Source organism: Streptomyces sp. RLA012 (assembly GCF_056270325.1).
This window is the reverse complement of record NZ_JBWDPA010000002.1, coordinates 8221554-8237873: the sequence shown is the minus strand read 5'-3', so window position 1 is coordinate 8237873 and position 16320 is coordinate 8221554. Positions and strand designations below refer to the sequence as shown.

Below are 16320 nucleotides of genomic sequence, written 5' to 3'. Positions count from 1 at the left end.
GGCGCCCACAGGGAACCGCGCGCTCCCCCGCTGCGTCCCACCGCTGTCCCCCGTAGAGGGGATGCGGTGTACGACCTGAAGGAGCGATGCGGTGAGCACCGAGCGACCGGACGAAGAAGCGACCGAACCCCCCGAGGACGGTGCCGAGCCGGCGAAGCCGCGCCGTCGGCATTCCCCGGTGGCCGTCGCCTCGGTCGCGGCCGCGGTCCTGCTCGTCGGGGGCGGCGGCGCGTACTTCGCCACGACCGCTTCCGGCGGCTCGGGCGGCGGCTCCGCGGCCCCCGGCGGCGACGGCACTCCCCCGCCGCTCGCCCTCGACGGCTACACCGAGGGCAGCACGGGCGGTACGGGCGGCATCGCGCCCGGTGAGCCCAATCCCTACGGCGCGACCTACCACGCGGACGGCACGCTGCCCGACGGCCCGGACTCCGCGCCCGTCTACGCGGCCGAGGGCAGGGTCACCGCGGCCGAGGTGGCCCGGCTGGCGAAGGCCCTCGACATCGCGGGCACCCCGAAGCTCACCGGCGAGACCTGGAAGGTGGGCCAGGACAAGGACGGTTCCGGGCCGAGCCTGCAGGTGAACCAGCGGGCCCCCGGAACCTGGACGTTCAGCCGGTACGCGCCCGGCACCGACAACTGCAAGGGCGCCGTGTGCACGAGCGACCCCGGCTCCCCGAGCAGCCACGCGGTGAGCGAGGCGGCCGCGGAGAAGGCCGCCGCTCCCGTGCTGAAGGCGCTGGGCCAGGACGACGCGAAGCTGGACGCGAGCCAGCTCATGGGTGCCGTACGGGTGGTCAACGCGGACCCGGAGGTCGGCGGCCTGCCCACGTACGGCTGGACCACCGGCGTCCAGGTCGGCACGGACGGTCGAGTGGTGGGCGGCAGCGGCCGGCTGAAGACGCCGGTGAAGGGGGACACGTACCCCGTGATCAGCGCCCGGAGGGCCCTGGATCTGATGAACGGCCCGGCCTCCCTCACGACCTCGGGCGGCGGCCGCAAGGGACCCGGTGGCTGCGCCAGCGCCGTACCGCTGAAGGACCGTGACGAGACGCCGTGCGCGGCGTCGACCGCGCTGCCGAAGCGGGAGTCGGTGGCCGTCGAGAAGGCCGTCTTCGGGCTGGCCTCGCACTTCGTGTCCGGACACCAGACGCTGGTGCCGTCCTGGCTGTTCGAGGTACGGCCGACGGGCGCGGACTCCGCCTTCACCGTGACGCGTCCGGCGGTCGACCCGGAGTATCTGACCTCTTCGGAGCCCACACGGGCACCGGCTCCGACCGTCACCCCCAGCCCGCGGCCGACCGCGGCGCCGGCCTCCCGTGACGTCACGGTGCAGGGCTACACCGCGAGCGGCAAGGACCTGACCGTGAGCTTCACGGGCGGGGTGTGCGCGGACTACTCCGCCTCGGCGAGCGAGAGCGCGGACAAGGTGACGGTCACGGTGACCGAGACCCCGTGGCAGGGCAAGATCTGCATCATGATCGCCAAGGTCTACGAGAAGACCGTGCACCTCGACAAGCCGCTCGGCGACCGCGAGGTCGTGGGGTCGGACGGCAAGCCGATCGCGGAGGGGAAGGTGCCGGGCGCCTCCCCGAAGACACCGAGGCCCGCGGAGACACCGAAGACCGCGCACACGGTCACGTCACCCCTGGTGCGGTAGCGACAGGGGGCCGCGGACAAGCGAAGGCGGCGTCCCTGTCGGAGGGGGACGCCGCCTTCGTACGTGTTCCGGCGCGTTCAGGCGTGAGCCATGAGCCGTGAGAGCCACGGACTCGGCGCGGCTCAGCTGAAGGAGTCGCCGCAGGCGCAGGAGCCCGTCGCGTTCGGGTTGTCGATCGTGAAGCCCTGCTTCTCGATGGTGTCCACGAAGTCGATGGACGCGCCGCCCAGGTACGGGGCGCTCATGCGGTCGGTGACGACCTTGACGCCGCCGAAGTCCTTGACGACATCGCCGTCGAGGGAGCGCTCGTCGAAGAAGAGCTGGTAGCGCAGGCCGGAGCAGCCACCGGGCTGAACGGCGACGCGCAGCGCCAGATCCTCGCGGCCTTCCTGGTCGAGCAGGGCCTTGACCTTGCCCGCGGCGGCGTCGGACAGGATGATGCCGTCGCTCACGGTGGTGGTCTCGTCCGATACGGACATCTGCTTCTCTCCCGGGTTGTTCGGAGACTGCTTGCCGACGACTGCAACCGCCGGGGCCGCGGATTCATTCCGGGCCGAGAGTCTGTCTTTCCGTTGTCCTTGCGTTCTCTTCTCTCATGCTCGCACATGCGCCAGAACGCGAACAGCGGCCTGTGGACAACCTCAGGGAATCACGTCACATCGACACTATGGGCATCGTCAAAGTGACATGAAGCGGTTATGATAGATAGCGTCAATTCGACGAAAAGGTATGTCCCGCTGGATCGCCCACCTGATCCAAGCGAGCCGCAGAACAGAAAGGGTGCGTGTCGTGACCACCGCCCAGACCCAGGAGCTCGACGTACAGCCGACGCCCCTCGCCCTGCTGCTGCTCGGCCGTGAGGCCGACCCGAGGAGCGAACGAGGCGTCGAGTGTCCCGGCGACCTGCCCTCGCCGTCCGACCCGGACCTCGTGGAGCGCGCCCGCGCGGCCAAGGAGAAGCTCGGGGACAAGGTCTTCGTGCTCGGCCACCACTACCAGCGCGACGAGGTCATCCAGTTCGCGGACGTCACGGGCGACTCCTTCAAGCTGGCCCGGGACGCCGCCGCGCGCCCCGAGGCCGAGTACATCGTCTTCTGCGGTGTGCACTTCATGGCGGAGTCCGCGGACATCCTGACGTCCGACGACCAGAAGGTGGTCCTCCCCGACCTCGCCGCCGGCTGCTCGATGGCCGACATGGCGACGGCCGAGCAGGTCGCCGAGTGCTGGGACGTGCTGACCGAGGCCGGGATAGCCGAGCAGGTCGTGCCCGTCTCGTACATGAACTCGTCCGCCGACATCAAGGCGTTCACGGGCAAGCACGGCGGCACGATCTGCACCTCCTCCAACGCCCAGCGGGCCCTGGAGTGGGCGTTCGAGCAGGGGGAGAAGGTCCTCTTCCTCCCCGACCAGCACCTCGGCCGCAACACCGCCGTCCGTGACATGGGGATGAGCCTGGAGGACTGCGTCCTCTACAACCCCCACAAGCCGAACGGCGGCCTCACCACGGAGCAGCTGCGCGACGCCAAGATGATCCTGTGGCGCGGTCACTGCTCGGTCCACGGCCGCTTCAGCCTGGACTCGGTGAACGACGTCCGCGAGCGCATCCCCGGCGTGAACGTCCTCGTCCACCCCGAGTGCAAGAACGAGGTCGTGGCCGCGGCGGACTACGTCGGCTCCACGGAGTACATCATCAAGGCCCTGGAGGCCGCCCCCGCCGGCTCCAAGTGGGCCATCGGCACGGAGCTGAACCTCGTCCGCCGGCTGGCGAACCGTTTCGCTGCCGAGGACAAGGAGGTCGTCTTCCTCGACAAGACGGTCTGCTTCTGCTCCACCATGAACCGCATCGACCTCCCCCACCTGGTCTGGACCCTGGAGTCGCTCGCCGAGGGCAACCTGGTCAACCGCATCGAGGTGGACAAGGAGACGGAGGCGTTCGCGAAGCTGGCGCTGGAGCGGATGCTGGCGCTGCCGTAGGGACCTTCCGGCGCCGCCGTGGTGTGCAGGTCACTCCACCCTGGGGCGTACCAGGCCCGACTCGTACGCGATGACGACGAGTTGGGCCCGGTCCCGGGCGCCGAGCTTGGCCATGGCGCGGTTGACATGGGTCTTCACGGTGAGCGGACTGACCTCCAGCCGCTCGGCGATCTCGTCGTTGGAGTGGCCGCCCGCGACCTGGACGAGCACCTCGCGCTCGCGCCCGGTGAGCGCGTCGAGCCGCTCGGCACGGCCCGGGTCCCGTTCCTCGTCCGCACCGATGCCCTGCGCGAGGAACTTGGCGATCAGACCCTTGGTGGCCGCCGGGGAGAGCAGTGCCTCGCCGCCCGCCGCGATCCGGATGGCGTTCAGCAGTTCCTCCGGCTCCGCGCCCTTCCCGAGGAAGCCGGACGCGCCGGCCCGCAGCGACTGCACCACGTACTCGTCGACCTCGAAGGTCGTCAGCATGACCACCCGTACGTGTGCGAGCCCGGGGTCGGCGCTGATCAGCCGAGTGGCGGCGAGCCCGTCGGTCCCCGGCATCCGGATGTCCATCAGCACCACGTCGGCGCGGGCCTCCCGGGTGAGCCGCAGCGCCTCCGCGCCGTCGGACGCCTCGCCGACGACCTCCATGTCGGGCTCGGAGTCGACGAGGACGCGGAACGCGCTGCGCAGCAGCGCCTGGTCGTCGGCGAGCAGGACACGGATGGTCATGCGGAGTCTCCCAGGGCAGGCGTGCGGTTCTTGACCGGAAGGATCGCATGGACCCGGAAGCCGCCTCCGTAGCGGGGACCGGTGGTGCAGATGCCGCCGAGCGCGGTGACCCGCTCCCGCATCCCCAGCAGGCCGTGCCCGCCGCCCTCTTCCGGTCCGTCGTCCTGTCCGGGGCCGTTGTCGACGACGGTCACTTCCACGTTCGGCCCTACGCGTATGACGCTGACCTCGGCCTTCGCCTCGGAGCCCGCGTGTTTCTGCACATTGGTGAGGGCTTCCTGGATGACCCGGTACGCGGCGAGGTCCACCGCGGCGGGGAGGGTGGTGCCGTGGTCGGCGCGGGCGACTTCGACGGGGAGTCCGGCGTTGCGGAAGGTGTCGGCGAGTTCGTCGAGGCGGGCGAGGCACGGGGCGGGTTCGGTGGGGGCCTCCGGGTCGCCGGACTGGCGCAGCAGGCCGACGGTGGCGCGCAGTTCGTTCAGTGCCGAGCGGCTGGCCTCGCGGACGTGTGCGAGGGCTTCTTTCGCCTGGTCCGGGCGCTTGTCCATGACGTGGGCGGCGACCCCGGCCTGGACGTTGACCAGGGCGATGTGGTGGGCGACGACGTCGTGCAGATCGCGGGCGATGCGCAGGCGTTCCTCGGCGACACGGCGGCGGGCCTCCTCCTCGCGGGTGCGTTCGGCGCGGTCGGCGCGTTCGCGGATGGCGTGCACGAAGGCGCGGCGGCTGCGTACGGCGTCGCCGGCCGCGGCGGCCATGCCCGTCCAGGCGAAGATGGCGAGGTTCTCCTGCGCGTACCAGGGGAGGGGGCCGACGAGCATCGCGCAGGCCGTCAGGACGGTCATCGTGAGCAGGCCGACGCGCCAGGTGGTGGGGCGGTCCGTGGCCGAGGCGACGGTGTAGAGGGCGACGACGGCGGACATCACCACCGGGGCCCTGGGGTCGCTCGCCACCAGTTCCAGGGCGGAGAAGGCTCCCGTGACGGCGAGGATCGTCCTGGGGGCGCGGCGGCGGAGGACGAGGGCGGCGGCGCTGAGCACCATGAGAGTGAGGCTGAGGGCGTTCGGGGTGTGGGCGCCCCAGCTCGCTGCGTTGTCCCCGTGGGGGTCGACGAAGGAGCTGGCCATCATCGTCACGAGTACGCCGGTCGCCAGGGTGGCGTCCAGGGCCATCGGGTGCGCGCGGAGTCTGTACCTCGTGCGCTCTAGGGTGCTCACCCGGTTCACGGTACGGGGCCCTTGCAGGGGGCGGAACGGTCGCCACCGGCCCCCTGTGTTTTCGCCCCCGCCGCCCCTACCCTCCCCCAAGCTCTCGACTTCGCTCGAGCAGGGGGGACCCCCATCATCCCCAAGCTGGGGGCTCCGCCCCCAGACCCCCGTTCGGCCCGAACGGCCTCGTCCTCAATCGCCGGACGGGCTGAAGATGCCGGCCCGGGCTTTCAGGGGCGCGGGGAACTGCGCGACCAACCCCCGCCGGCCGACAGCCGAACGAGTCGAGCGGGCGGGCGATTCGGGGCGCAGCCCCGACCCTGGGGGCGCGGGGAACTGCGCGGCCAGCCCCCACCGGCCCGCGGCCAAAGCACTTCCGACAGGCCCGGGATTCGGGGCGCAGCCCCGGTCAGGTCCCCTGCTCAACCCCCGGGGGGAACCGTCAGCCGGGGATCAGGCCCTCGTCGGTCAGCATGGCGCGGACCTCTTCGAGGGTCGCGTCGGGGGACGGGAGGATGAGGTCCGAGGGTTCGAGGGCCTCGTCGGGAAGCGGAGCGCCCAGGCGGCGGACCGAGTCGAGAAGAGTGGTCAGCGTACGGCGGAACCCCGCCTCGTCACCGCTCTCCATCTCGGCGAGCAGCTCGTCGTCCAGCTTGTTCAGTTCGGTGAGGTGGCCGTCGTCCAGCCTCACCTGTCCCTCCCCCATGATCCGTACGATCATGTCGCCCTCCTCAGGCGCGCCAGGCATGGGTCACTGCTTGTCGAAACGCGGGGTGTCCTGCGGCTGGGACTGCGACTGCGACTGCCCCGTGCCGCCCTCGATCGCCTGCTGCTGCGACGAGGGGCCACCGGCCAGCTCGGCCTTCATGCGCTGCAGCTCCAGCTCTACATCCGTACCACCGGAGAGCCGGTCCAGCTCGCTCTGGATGTCGTCCTTGGCCAGACCGGACTGGTCGTCGAGGGCACCCGAGGCGAGCAGTTCGTCGATGGCGCCGGCGCGGGCCTGCAGCTGCGCGGTCTTGTCCTCGGCGCGCTGGATCGCCATGCCGACGTCGCCCATCTCCTCGGAGATGCCGGCGACGGCCTCGCCGATGCGGGTCTGCGCCTGGGCCGCCGTGTAGGTCGCCTTGATCGTTTCCTTCTTGGTGCGGAAGGCGTCGACCTTGGCCTGGAGGCGCTGCGCCGCGAGGGTGAGCTTCTCCTCCTCGCCCTGGAGGGTCTGGTGCTGCGTCTCCAGGTCCGTCACCTGCTGCTGGAGCGCGGCACGGCGGGAGAGCGCCTCGCGGGCGAGGTCCTCCCGGCCCAGCGCGAGCGCCTTGCGGCCCTGGTCCTCCAGCTTGGTGGACTGGTTCTGGAGCTGGTTCAGCTGCAGTTCGAGGCGCTTGCGGCTGGTCGCCACGTCCGCGACGCCGCGGCGCACCTTCTGCAGCAGCTCCAGCTGCTTCTGGTACGAGTAATCGAGGGTTTCGCGCGGGTCCTCGGCCCGGTCAAGGGCCTTGTTCGCCTTCGCGCGGAAGATCATCCCCATACGCTTCATGACACCGCTCATGGGCTTCGCGCGCCCCCTTCTGACGGACTCCAGCTCCAGGTACTGCAACAGAACCCACAGTACGGGCCCTGCATCCATTACCGCACTGTTCGGGGACGGATGCGCTCATCCCCAAGGACGACTGCGTACGGCAACGCTCCGGCGCAGGGAGTAGGTGGGACTCGGGGTCCGCCCGTACTCGACGTCCGCTCTGTCCCACTACAGACGCACGGTGTTGCCGGATCGTTCCCCACCCGCACGACGTCCATGCCGCCGCACCCCGTACCCTTGGGTTTTGTGTTCCGTAGCCGTGCCAAGGAAGAGAAGGCCCCCGCCGACAAGGCGCCGGTGACCGACTCCAAGCAGACCCGTGACCCGCAGGCCCCCAAGGGCCGCCCCACGCCCAAGCGCAGCGAGGCCCAGACCCAGCGTCGCAGCGTCGCCCAGACGCCGTCGACGCGCAAGGAGGCGGCCAAGCGGCAGCGCGACGATCGCCGTGCCCAGATGGAGCGACAGCGCCAGGCGCTGGCCAACGGTGACGAGCGCTATCTGCCCGCCCGTGACAAGGGGCCGGTGCGGAAGTTCGCGCGCGACTTCGTGGACTCGCGCTTCTGCGTCGCGGAGTTCTTCCTGCCCATGGCCGTGGTCATCCTGGTGCTGAGCATGGTGCGGGTGGGCTCGCTGCAGAGCATCGCGCTGCTGCTGTGGCTCGTGGTGATCGTGATGATCGTGGCCGACTCGATCGCCATCGCGATCCGGCTGAGGAAGCAGCTTGCCGCCCGCTTCCCCGACGTGCCCACGAAGGGCGCGGTCAGGTACGCGCTGATGCGCACTCTCCAGATGCGTCGCCTCAGGCTGCCGAAGCCTCAGGTCAAGCGCGGAGAGCGGCCCTGAGCGCGACGCCTTTCTCCGGGGGCGCGGCGGACGCCTGGCTGAGCAAGCTGGGCGGGCTGCGTGATGTCGTACGACAGGAGCTGGTGGCCCGGCAGCTCGACGAGCAGATAGCCGGGCGGTTCCCGGTCGGGCAGCGGCTGCGGGTGCTCGACGTGGGGATCGGCCAGGGCACCCAGGCGCTGCGGCTGGCCCGGGCCGGGCATCAGGTGACCGGTCTGGAGCAGGACGCGAGGATGCTCGCCGTGGCCCGGGAGGCGTTGGCCGCCGAGCCCGAGGGCATCCGGAGCCGGGTGCGGCTCATCGAGGGCGACGGGCGCGAGACGGGCGTCCACTTCCTGCCCGGCAGTTTCGACGTCGTGCTGTGTCACGGCGTGCTCATGTACGTGGAGGAGCCGGATCCGCTGCTCGCGGGGCTGGCGCGGATGCTGGCCCCGGGCGGGCTGCTCTCGCTGCTGGTGCGGAACGCCGACGCGCTGGCCATGCGGCCCGGGCTGTCCGGGGACTGGACCTCGACGCCGGCCGCGTTCGACACGGACGCCTATGTCAATCGGCTCGGTCTCACCGTGCGCGCCGACCGGCTCGCCACGCTGACGTCGACGCTCGCGGGGATCGGGGCGCCGCTGCACGCCTGGTACGGCGTGCGGGTCTTCACGGACACCGCGCCCGACGGGGCGGCGGTACCGGAGGACGTGGACATGCTCCTGGCGGCCGAGGACCGGGCCGGGCGGACCGATCCCTATCGTCAGGTGGCGGCACTGCTGCATCTCTGCGGAGTGCGCGGCTGAGCCGAGTGCACGACTGAGCGGAGTGCGCGGCTGAGCCGAGTGCACGACTGAGCGGAGTGCGCGGCTGAGCCGAGTGCACGACTGAGCGGAGTGCGCGGCTGAGCCGAGTGCACGACTGAGCGGAGTGCGCGGCTGAGCCGAGTGCACGACTGAGCGGAGTGCGCGGCTGAGCCGAGTGCACGACTGAGCGGAGTGCGCGGCTGAGCGGAGTGCGCGGCTGAGCCGAGTGCACGACTGAGGGCCGCGGTCCGTGGCCTCGTTCCCGGCGGTGGCTCGCACACGCCCCCTGTTCGGCCCCGCACCGCGGGCCGGGCAATGGGGTGAAAGAGACACTCGGGGCATGGATGCCTGTCGTACCCCTGCGCTCCGCCCGCTCCTTCCCCCAGCCGCCCTCGTCTGGGCCGCCGTCCTGCTCTGCGGCTGTTCCGCCTCCGGGGCGTCGGCCGGGCGGGACGGCGTGCGAGGCCGGGGGACGACACAGGCCGTCGCCCCCGCGACGGGCCACGATCTGCAGGACGACTACCTGAAGGTGATCAAGAACGTCCTGCCGTCGGTGGTGCAGATCCGGGCGAGCGACGAGCAGGGCTCGGGGGTCGTGTACGACAACAGCGGACACATCGTCACCAACGCCCATGTGGTCGGCAACGACAAGACCTTCCAGGTGACGACGGCCAACAGCGAGGACGTGCTGACGGCCCGGCTCGTGTACTCCTACCCCGAGCAGGACCTCGCCGTCATCAAGCTGGACAAGGTGCCCGGCGGGCTGAAGGCGGCCACCCTCGGGGACTCGGCGAAGGTCGAGGTCGGCCATATCGTGCTGGCGATGGGCTCGCCGCTCGGGCTGTCGTCGAGCGTGACCCAGGGCATCGTGTCGGCGACCGGCCGCACCGTCAGCGAGGACCGTACCGGCGACGGCACCGGGGCCACCATCGCCAACATGGTGCAGACCTCGGCGGCGATCAACCCGGGCAACAGCGGCGGCGCGCTGGTGAACCTGGACGGACAGGTCATCGGCATTCCCACGCTGGCCGCGACGGATCCGGAACTCGGCGGCGGCACGGCGCCCGGTATCGGATTCGCGATCCCCGCCTCGATGGTGCGCACGATCGCCGACCAGATCATCAGGACCGGCAAGGTCACCGACTCGGGGCGGGCGGCGCTCGGCATCATCGCCCGTACGGTGCTCGACGACACCTACAGACCCGTGGGTACCGCCGTGGTCGAGGTCAGGCCCGGCGGGGCCGCCGCCAAGGCGGGTATCCGGCCCGGCGACATCATCACCAAGGTCGGCGGCGCCGACATCACCACGGTCACCTCCCTCGCCGAGGCACTCGCGGCCGAGAAGCCGGGCGGCAGGACGCGGGTGACCTTCGCACGGGGCCGGATCGAGCGGACGGTCGACGTGACGCTGGGCGAACAGTAGGCACGGGTGACCGATAGGCACAGGCGAAAGTGGGCACAAGCGAAAGTGGGCACGGGCGAACAGTGGGCGCGGGTGAAGACGGTGGAAAAGGGTGAAGACGGTGGAGCGGGGTTGCCGGGAGCGGTCCCGGCAACCCCGACCGGCCTACTCCGGCTCGGCGTGCAGGCTCATCGGCCCGTAGATCCGCGTGCTGTCCTCGAAGAGGAACACCTGGTCCGCGCCGCCTGCCAGGAGGTCCTTCCACACCTCGCCGATCCAGGACTCCGCGTCCCCCTGCGTGGTGAACTCCTCGGGCTGCACCGCGGGTTGGACCTCTGTCCCGTCGGACTTCTCGAACCGCCACGTCCATGCCGCCATGTACGCCTCCCAGGTATGAGCACACTGCACAGCGAAAGCCGGACAAGATCCGGCTCCTGTCCGAAGCCTAGCCGGACGCGCAAGACCTGCGGGGACACGGAAAAATCAACCCCGTGGAACTGACTCTGCTCGGCACCGGCGCCCCCGAGGGCCTGCCCCGACCCGACTGTCCCTGCGCGGCCTGCGCGAGCGCGCTGGGTGAGAACGCGCGGGCGGCCACCGCGCTGCTCGTGGACGGCACGCTGCTGCTCGACCTCACGCCCGGCGCCGCGTTCGCGGCCGCCCGCGCCGGGCACTCGCTGGGCGGCGTACGACAGGTGCTGCTCTCGCATCCGCACGACGGGCCCGCGGTCGAGGTGCCGGCGGGGCTGCCGCAGCCCGGGCGGGTTCCGGACGGCAGTGAGCTCGCGCTGCTGACCGGGCACCGGGTGCGTGCGGTGCCGATGGACTCGCCCGGCACGGGGTACGCGGTGACCGGACCGGACGGGCGGCGGTTGCTGTATCTGCCGCCGGGCGCCGCGCCCGCCGGACTGGACGAGCACGGCGACTCGTACGACATGGTGGTCGCCGATCTGGTGGGCCGGCCGGACGCCCTGGCGAAGCTGCGCGCGGTCGGGGCGGTCGGGCCGACGACGGACGTGATCGCGGTCCACCTCGACCACGACGTGCCGCCGGGCCCCGAACTGCGGCGGCGGCTCGCGGCGGCGGGCGCCCGGGCGGTGCCGGACGGGACGACGCTGGACGTGGGCGTGTACGAGGACGTGCCCGATGTACCGCGTCGCACTCTGGTACTCGGCGGGGCGCGTTCGGGCAAGTCGGTGGAGGCGGAGAGGCGTCTGGAGTCCTTTCCCGACGTGCTGTACGTGGCGACGGGCGGATCCCGCAACGGGGACAACGAGTGGGCGTCGCGCGTGCACGCCCACCGGGAGCGGCGGCCCGGCTCCTGGCGCACGGTGGAGACCTGCGACCTGGTGCCGCTGCTGGCGGAGACCGGTCCTCCCCTCCTCATCGACTGTCTCTCCCTCTGGCTCACGGACGCGATGGACTCCGTGAACGCCTGGGACGACGCGGAGTGGGCCGGCGGCGGCGAACGCGCGCTGCGGGCCCGCGTCGAGGAGCTCACCTCCGCCGTCCGCCGCACCCGCCGCACCCTCGTCGCCGTCTCGAACGAGGTCGGCTCCGGCATCGTCCCCGCCACCGCCTCCGGCCGCCGCTACCGCGACGAACTCGGGCGGCTGAACGCGGGGTTCGCGGCGGAGTGCGAGCACGTCCTGCTGGTGGTGGCGGGACAGGCGCTGGTGCTGCGGGGCTGACCACGGCTCGACGGTGACGGGTGTCCGGCCACGGCTCACCGGTGCCGGCGCGCGATGATCCGGTAGGCGTTCGAGAAGCGGGTGCGGCGGAAGACCGGGGCCAGGGCGTGGTCCAGCGCGGAGGCCGAGGCCAGCAGCGGGACGGACGCCCGGGTCAGGGCCGTGCACAGGGTGCGCTGGACCGAGGTCGGCGGATTCGGCCGCCAGGGGGCGTCGACGTCGGGCAGGACGCGGCCGAGGGCCAGCGCGAGGGCGCCCGCGAGGTCGTACGGGATGTGGGGCTCGCGGCGGTCCGTCGCCACGACCTCGCAGCCGTGGGACTCCAGCTCGGCCAGCAGGTTGCGCAACGGCATGAGGTGCAGGTGGCGCGGCTGGCCGTACGACACCCACCACCTGCCCAGCAGCGCACCGAACACGCAGTCGGGGTCCGGGACTTCGACGAGAAGATGCCCGCCGGGCCGCAGAACGGTCAGGGCGGCGCGCAACTCCTCGCGCGGGTCGGGGGTGTGCTCCAGATGGTGGAACATGCTCACGACGTCGTAGCGGGAGCGCAGCCGCCCGGCGATCCGGGCGTCGGTCAGCCGGCCGCGGTGCGCCTCCTCGACGCGCCCGGCCGCCCGCGCCCGCTCCACCCGCCGGCTGAGGTCGAGCCCGTCGAAGGCCGTGTACGGGTGGACCTCCTTGGCGACGGCCGGGAAGTGCCCGTGTCCGGTGCCGACGTCGAGCCAGCTCTCCGGCTCGGCGTACGGCAGCAGCGCGCGGGCCGCGGCCCGGTGGCGTCCCCTGCTGCCGCGGGCGCCGAGCAGCCGGTCGGTGGCGCCGTCGAGCTCTTCGTGGAAGTCCGGGTGGTAGAAGGCCAGCCCCTCCGCCGTGAGCCGGGGGTTCTGGAAGGCGTGCGCGCAGTCCCCGCACTCGTCGACGACGAACGTACCGGGCTTGCGCTGCACCTGGTCGGGCGTCCGCAGCCGGGTGCGCAGCCGCTTCGAGCCGCACCAGGGGCAGTCCTCGCGGCGCGGCTCGTGGAACCGGTCGGTGCCCTGGGCGAGTTCGGCCGCGTAGGCGGCGCGGTGTGCGGTCGTCGGGGGTGGTGTGCGGGGTGTGAGGGGCATGGGCGCTCCAGGGAGGCGGGGCGGAGACGGCGGGGCGGGCGACCAGCCGTACGACAATCCGACGCAAACGGTACGTAGCGGATCGCGTTCCGGGGCGCAACGACGTGGCGCGGACGTGTTCGATCGCTGCCGGTACTGTTCGGCGAATGAGCTCGCTTAATCTCGATGACTTCACCGATCTGATCGAGCGCCCCGACGGAGGCGTGCGCCGCGACGCCGAGGCGCGCCGGGAGCGCCAGAGCGTGCCGCCCGGGGCACTGGGCCGCCTCGACGACCTGGGTGAGTGGCTGGCGGCGGCGCAGTCGGCGGTGCCGGTACGGCCGATCGAGCACCCGCGCGTGGTGGTGTTCGCGGGCGACCACGGCATCGCCGGACTCGGTGTGTCGGCGCGGCCCGCGGGCAGCGCCGACCAGTTGGTGCGGGGGATCCTGGAGGGCGCGAGCCCCGCGGCGGTGCTGGCGCGCAGGCTCGGCGTGCCGGTGCGGGTCGTCGACATGGCCCTGGACTGCGATCCGCAGGAGCTGCCCGCGGAGGTCGTACGGCATCGGGTGCGGCGCGGGTCGGGGCGGATCGACGTCGAGGACGCGCTGACCCTGGAGGAGGCGGAGGCCGCGTTCCGGGCGGGGGTCGCCGTCGCGGACGAGGAGGCCGACTCCGGTACGGATCTGGTGGTGCTCGGCGATGTGAGCGTCGGCGGGACCACCGCGGCGGCCGTGCTGGTCGCGGCGCTCTGCGGAACCGACGCGTCCGTCGTCACCGGGCGGGGCGGGCGGGCCATCGACGACCTCGCGTGGATGCGCAAGTGCGCGGCCGTACGGGACGCCCTGCGGCGGGCCCGGCCGGTGCTCGGGGATCAGCTGCAGCTGCTCGCGGTGGTGGGCGGCGCCGACCTCGCGGCGATGACGGGGTTCTTGTTGCAGAGTGCGGTACGGAAGATGCCGGTGATCCTCGACGGGGTCGTCTCGGCCGCGTGCGCCCTCGTCGGGCAGCGGGTCGCCTTCCGGGCGCCGGACTGGTGGCTGGCCGGCCAGAACAGCGGCGAGCCGGCCCAGGCGAAGGCCCTGGACCGGATGGCCCTCGAACCCCTCCTCGACCAAGGCGTCACGGTCGGCGAGGGCGCGGGCGCCCTCCTCGCCCTCCCCCTCGTCCAGGCCGCCGCCGCACTGTCCGCCGAACTCCCGGAGATCCCGGCCCCCGAGCCCGAGGCCGAGGCCTCCGACCAGGACGAGAGCTAACCGCCCCCGCCCCAGGCTGAGTGGTGCGGACCGGGGCCCGCCTGCCAGGGGCGCGGGGAACTGCGCACCCAGCCCCCACCGGCCGGCAGCCGAACAAGTCGGTCCGGGTGGGGATTTCGGGGCGCAGCCCCGCTCCGTGAGGGGCGCGGGGAACTGCGCGACCAGCCCCCACCCACCCGCACCCGACAGATCACCCCCGCCCGCCAAAACCCACCCCGCACAACCCCCCGCCCCACACCACCCGCACCGCCCTTCCCCCGCCCGCCCCACCCCGCCCCATATCATCGCCCTTTATGGGAGATGCCCGAATTGCCGCCGATCAGGAGCGGATCCCCGCCCGTCAGGGGGAAGGGGAGCGCCGGTCCACGGGAGCTTCACGGAGAGCCGCCGCCTTCGCGGTCTGGTACCTGCGGGCCGTGACGTTCATCAACTTCCTGAGTGCCGTGTGGGTCTCGCTCGGGCAGGACGTACGCCGGCACAACACCGAGAACTTCTTCACCCCGTACCTGCTGACGGCAGGATTCGCCTCGGGTGTGTTCACGATGTTCCTGGCCATCACCATGCGGCGCCGCAAACGCGCCGCGTGGATCCTCAACTTCGTGCTCAGCGGCCTGTTCCTGCTGCTGTTCGCCGTCGCGATGGCGTTCCCGGAGATCCGCGGGTACGCGCAGAACTGGATCTCGCTCGCACTGACCGGGGCGTTCGTCGTATCGCTCGTGATCGGCCGCCGGGAGTTCTACGCGAAGGGCGACCGGTCGAACCCGAGGCTGGCCGCGGCCGTCGGCGTCGGCGGACTGCTCGTCTGCTCACTGCTCGCCGCACTGCTGGTGACGGTCACCAACAACGCGCACGACGCCTACCGTTCGGCCTTCCTGGACCGCTGGCGCTACGGCGCCCTGCGGCTGGTCTCCGTCGCCGCCGACGACTCCCGCTTCCACGGCCTGGAGATCCCCAACTGGGTCAACGTCGCCATCAACGTGCTCAGCACCCTGCTGGTCCTCGCCGTGTTCTACGCGGCCTTCCGCTCCCGCCGCGCCGTCGACCCGATCACCGAGGACGACGAGAAACGGCTGCGCGCGCTGCTCGACAAGAACGGCGACCGCGACTCGCTGGGCTACTTCGCGCTGCGCAGGGAGAAGAGCGTGCTCTGGTCGCCGACCGGCAAGGCCGCGGTCGCGTACCGCGTCGTCGGCGGGGTCTCGCTGGCCTCCGGCGATCCGATCGGCGATCCCGAGGCGTGGCCCGGCGCCATCGAGCCCTGGCTCGCCGAGGCCCGCGCGCACGGCTGGATCCCGGCGGTGATGGGCGCGAGCGAGGAGGCGGGGACCGTCTACTCCCGGCATGGTCTGGACGCCCTCGAACTCGGTGACGAAGCCATCGTCGAGACCGCCGAGTTCACCCTTGAGGGACGCGCCATGCGCACCGTCCGGCAGGCCTACAACCGGGTGAGGCGGGCCGGGTACGAGGTGCGCATCCGGCGCCACGAGGACATCCCGGCCGACGAGATGGCGTACCTCCTGTGCCGGGCCGACGACTGGCGGGACGGGGCCACCGAGCGCGGCTTCAGCATGGCGCTCGGACGGCTCGGCGACCCGAACGACGGACGCTGCGTGATGCTGGAGTGCACGGACGCGAACGGGGAGTTGCGGGCGCTGCTGTCCTTCGTGCCCTGGGGGCCGCACGGGCTCTCCCTCGACCTCATGCGGCGTGACCGCGGCTGTGAGAACGGGCTGATGGAGTTCATGGTGATCGAGCTCCTCCGCCGCGCCCCGGACCTCGGGACCACTCAGGTCTCGCTCAACTTCGCCATGTTCCGCTCCGTCTTCGAACGTGGTGCGCGCCTCGGCGCCGGACCGGTGCTGCGGCTGTGGCGTTCCCTGCTCAGCTTCTTCTCGCGCTGGTGGCAGATCGAGTCGCTGTACCGCGCCAACGCCAAGTACCGGCCGATCTGGGAACCCCGGTTTCTGCTCTTCGAGAAGAGCGCGGACCTGCTGCGCATCGGCATCGCGTCCGGGCGCGCCGAGGGGTTCCTGGAGGCGCCGGGCCTGCCGAAGTGGCTGCACCGCAAGCACCTGGAGTCGCACAGATGAGGACGAGGACGAACGGAGAAGAGGGGGCGGGGG

15 protein-coding genes are annotated in these 16320 nt (G+C 71.8%); 8 read left to right on the top strand and 7 right to left on the bottom strand.

Going from position 1 to position 16320, the window contains the following annotated elements; genetic code table 11:
* The first annotated feature begins 91 nt into the window (after window positions 1-91).
* Window positions 92-1657, top strand: coding sequence for a hypothetical protein (locus RV986_RS37800; protein ID WP_475921673.1), 1566 nt, complete (start codon window positions 92-94; stop codon window positions 1655-1657).
* A 122-nt stretch (window positions 1658-1779) separates the two neighbouring features.
* Here RV986_RS37800 and RV986_RS37795 read toward each other — a convergent pair whose 3' ends face one another.
* On the bottom strand, window positions 1780-2136 hold the full coding sequence (locus tag RV986_RS37795) for a HesB/IscA family protein (RefSeq protein WP_081216804.1): 357 nt from the start codon (window positions 2134-2136) through the stop codon (window positions 1780-1782).
* 310 nt (window positions 2137-2446) lie between these two features.
* Between RV986_RS37795 and nadA the strand changes: the two genes are divergently transcribed.
* Entirely contained in the window at window positions 2447-3631 is a 1185-nt protein-coding gene (gene nadA, locus RV986_RS37790) for a quinolinate synthase NadA (protein WP_475921672.1), read from the top strand.
* A gap of 30 nt (window positions 3632-3661) precedes the next feature.
* Here the strand turns inward: nadA and RV986_RS37785 are convergent, their stop codons facing one another.
* From RV986_RS37785 to RV986_RS37770, 4 genes are all read right to left on the bottom strand, one after another.
* Complete coding sequence (locus RV986_RS37785; RefSeq protein WP_475921671.1) at window positions 3662-4345, bottom strand: response regulator; 684 nt, start codon at window positions 4343-4345, stop codon at window positions 3662-3664.
* Complete coding sequence (locus RV986_RS37780; RefSeq protein WP_475921670.1) at window positions 4342-5562, bottom strand: sensor histidine kinase; 1221 nt, start codon at window positions 5560-5562, stop codon at window positions 4342-4344. The genes RV986_RS37785 and RV986_RS37780 overlap by 4 nt, the downstream gene beginning before the upstream one ends.
* A 433-nt stretch (window positions 5563-5995) precedes the next feature.
* Window positions 5996-6274 (bottom strand): PspA-associated protein PspAA, encoded by a 279-nt coding sequence (gene pspAA / locus RV986_RS37775; RefSeq protein WP_475921669.1) that lies wholly within the window; start codon window positions 6272-6274, stop codon window positions 5996-5998.
* Window positions 6275-6304: 30 nt separating this feature from the next.
* Window positions 6305-7102, bottom strand: a complete 798-nt coding sequence (locus tag RV986_RS37770) for a PspA/IM30 family protein (RefSeq protein ID WP_475924579.1) — start codon at window positions 7100-7102, stop codon at window positions 6305-6307.
* Window positions 7103-7348: 246 nt separating this feature from the next.
* Between RV986_RS37770 and RV986_RS37765 the strand changes: the two genes are divergently transcribed.
* The 3 genes from RV986_RS37765 (at window position 7349) to RV986_RS37755 (ending at window position 10183) form a co-directional block, all read left to right on the top strand.
* The gene (locus tag RV986_RS37765) at window positions 7349-7975 is read left to right on the top strand and encodes a DUF3043 domain-containing protein (RefSeq protein WP_475921668.1); all 627 of its coding nucleotides are present in this window, start codon (window positions 7349-7351) and stop codon (window positions 7973-7975) included.
* A gap of 83 nt (window positions 7976-8058) precedes the next feature.
* Window positions 8059-8760 carry a class I SAM-dependent methyltransferase gene (locus tag RV986_RS37760; RefSeq protein ID WP_475921667.1) on the top strand — a complete coding sequence of 234 codons (702 nt, stop codon included), beginning with the start codon at window positions 8059-8061 and terminating at the stop codon, window positions 8758-8760.
* Between the two features lie 340 nt (window positions 8761-9100).
* Window positions 9101-10183 (top strand): S1C family serine protease, encoded by a 1083-nt coding sequence (locus tag RV986_RS37755; RefSeq protein ID WP_475921666.1) that lies wholly within the window; start codon window positions 9101-9103, stop codon window positions 10181-10183.
* A 144-nt stretch (window positions 10184-10327) separates the two neighbouring features.
* Here the strand turns inward: RV986_RS37755 and RV986_RS37750 are convergent, their stop codons facing one another.
* On the bottom strand, window positions 10328-10540 hold the full coding sequence (locus RV986_RS37750) for a hypothetical protein (RefSeq protein ID WP_365881757.1): 213 nt from the start codon (window positions 10538-10540) through the stop codon (window positions 10328-10330).
* A 113-nt stretch (window positions 10541-10653) separates the two neighbouring features.
* Between RV986_RS37750 and RV986_RS37745 the strand changes: the two genes are divergently transcribed.
* Window positions 10654-11853 carry a bifunctional adenosylcobinamide kinase/adenosylcobinamide-phosphate guanylyltransferase gene (locus RV986_RS37745; protein WP_475921665.1) on the top strand — a complete coding sequence of 400 codons (1200 nt, stop codon included), beginning with the start codon at window positions 10654-10656 and terminating at the stop codon, window positions 11851-11853.
* Window positions 11854-11888: 35 nt separating this feature from the next.
* On the opposite strand, the gene RV986_RS37740 is transcribed toward RV986_RS37745, so the two are convergent.
* On the bottom strand, window positions 11889-12962 hold the full coding sequence (locus RV986_RS37740) for a class I SAM-dependent methyltransferase (protein ID WP_475921664.1): 1074 nt from the start codon (window positions 12960-12962) through the stop codon (window positions 11889-11891).
* Window positions 12963-13108: 146 nt separating this feature from the next.
* On the opposite strand from RV986_RS37740, the gene cobT reads away from it, so the two are divergent.
* A complete protein-coding gene (gene cobT / locus RV986_RS37735; RefSeq protein WP_475921663.1) occupies window positions 13109-14197 on the top strand; it encodes a nicotinate-nucleotide--dimethylbenzimidazole phosphoribosyltransferase in 1089 nt (362 codons plus the stop codon).
* Window positions 14198-14490: 293 nt separating this feature from the next.
* Window positions 14491-16287 carry a phosphatidylglycerol lysyltransferase domain-containing protein gene (locus tag RV986_RS37730; RefSeq protein ID WP_475921662.1) on the top strand — a complete coding sequence of 599 codons (1797 nt, stop codon included), beginning with the start codon at window positions 14491-14493 and terminating at the stop codon, window positions 16285-16287.
* The last annotated feature ends 33 nt before the right edge of the window (window positions 16288-16320 follow it).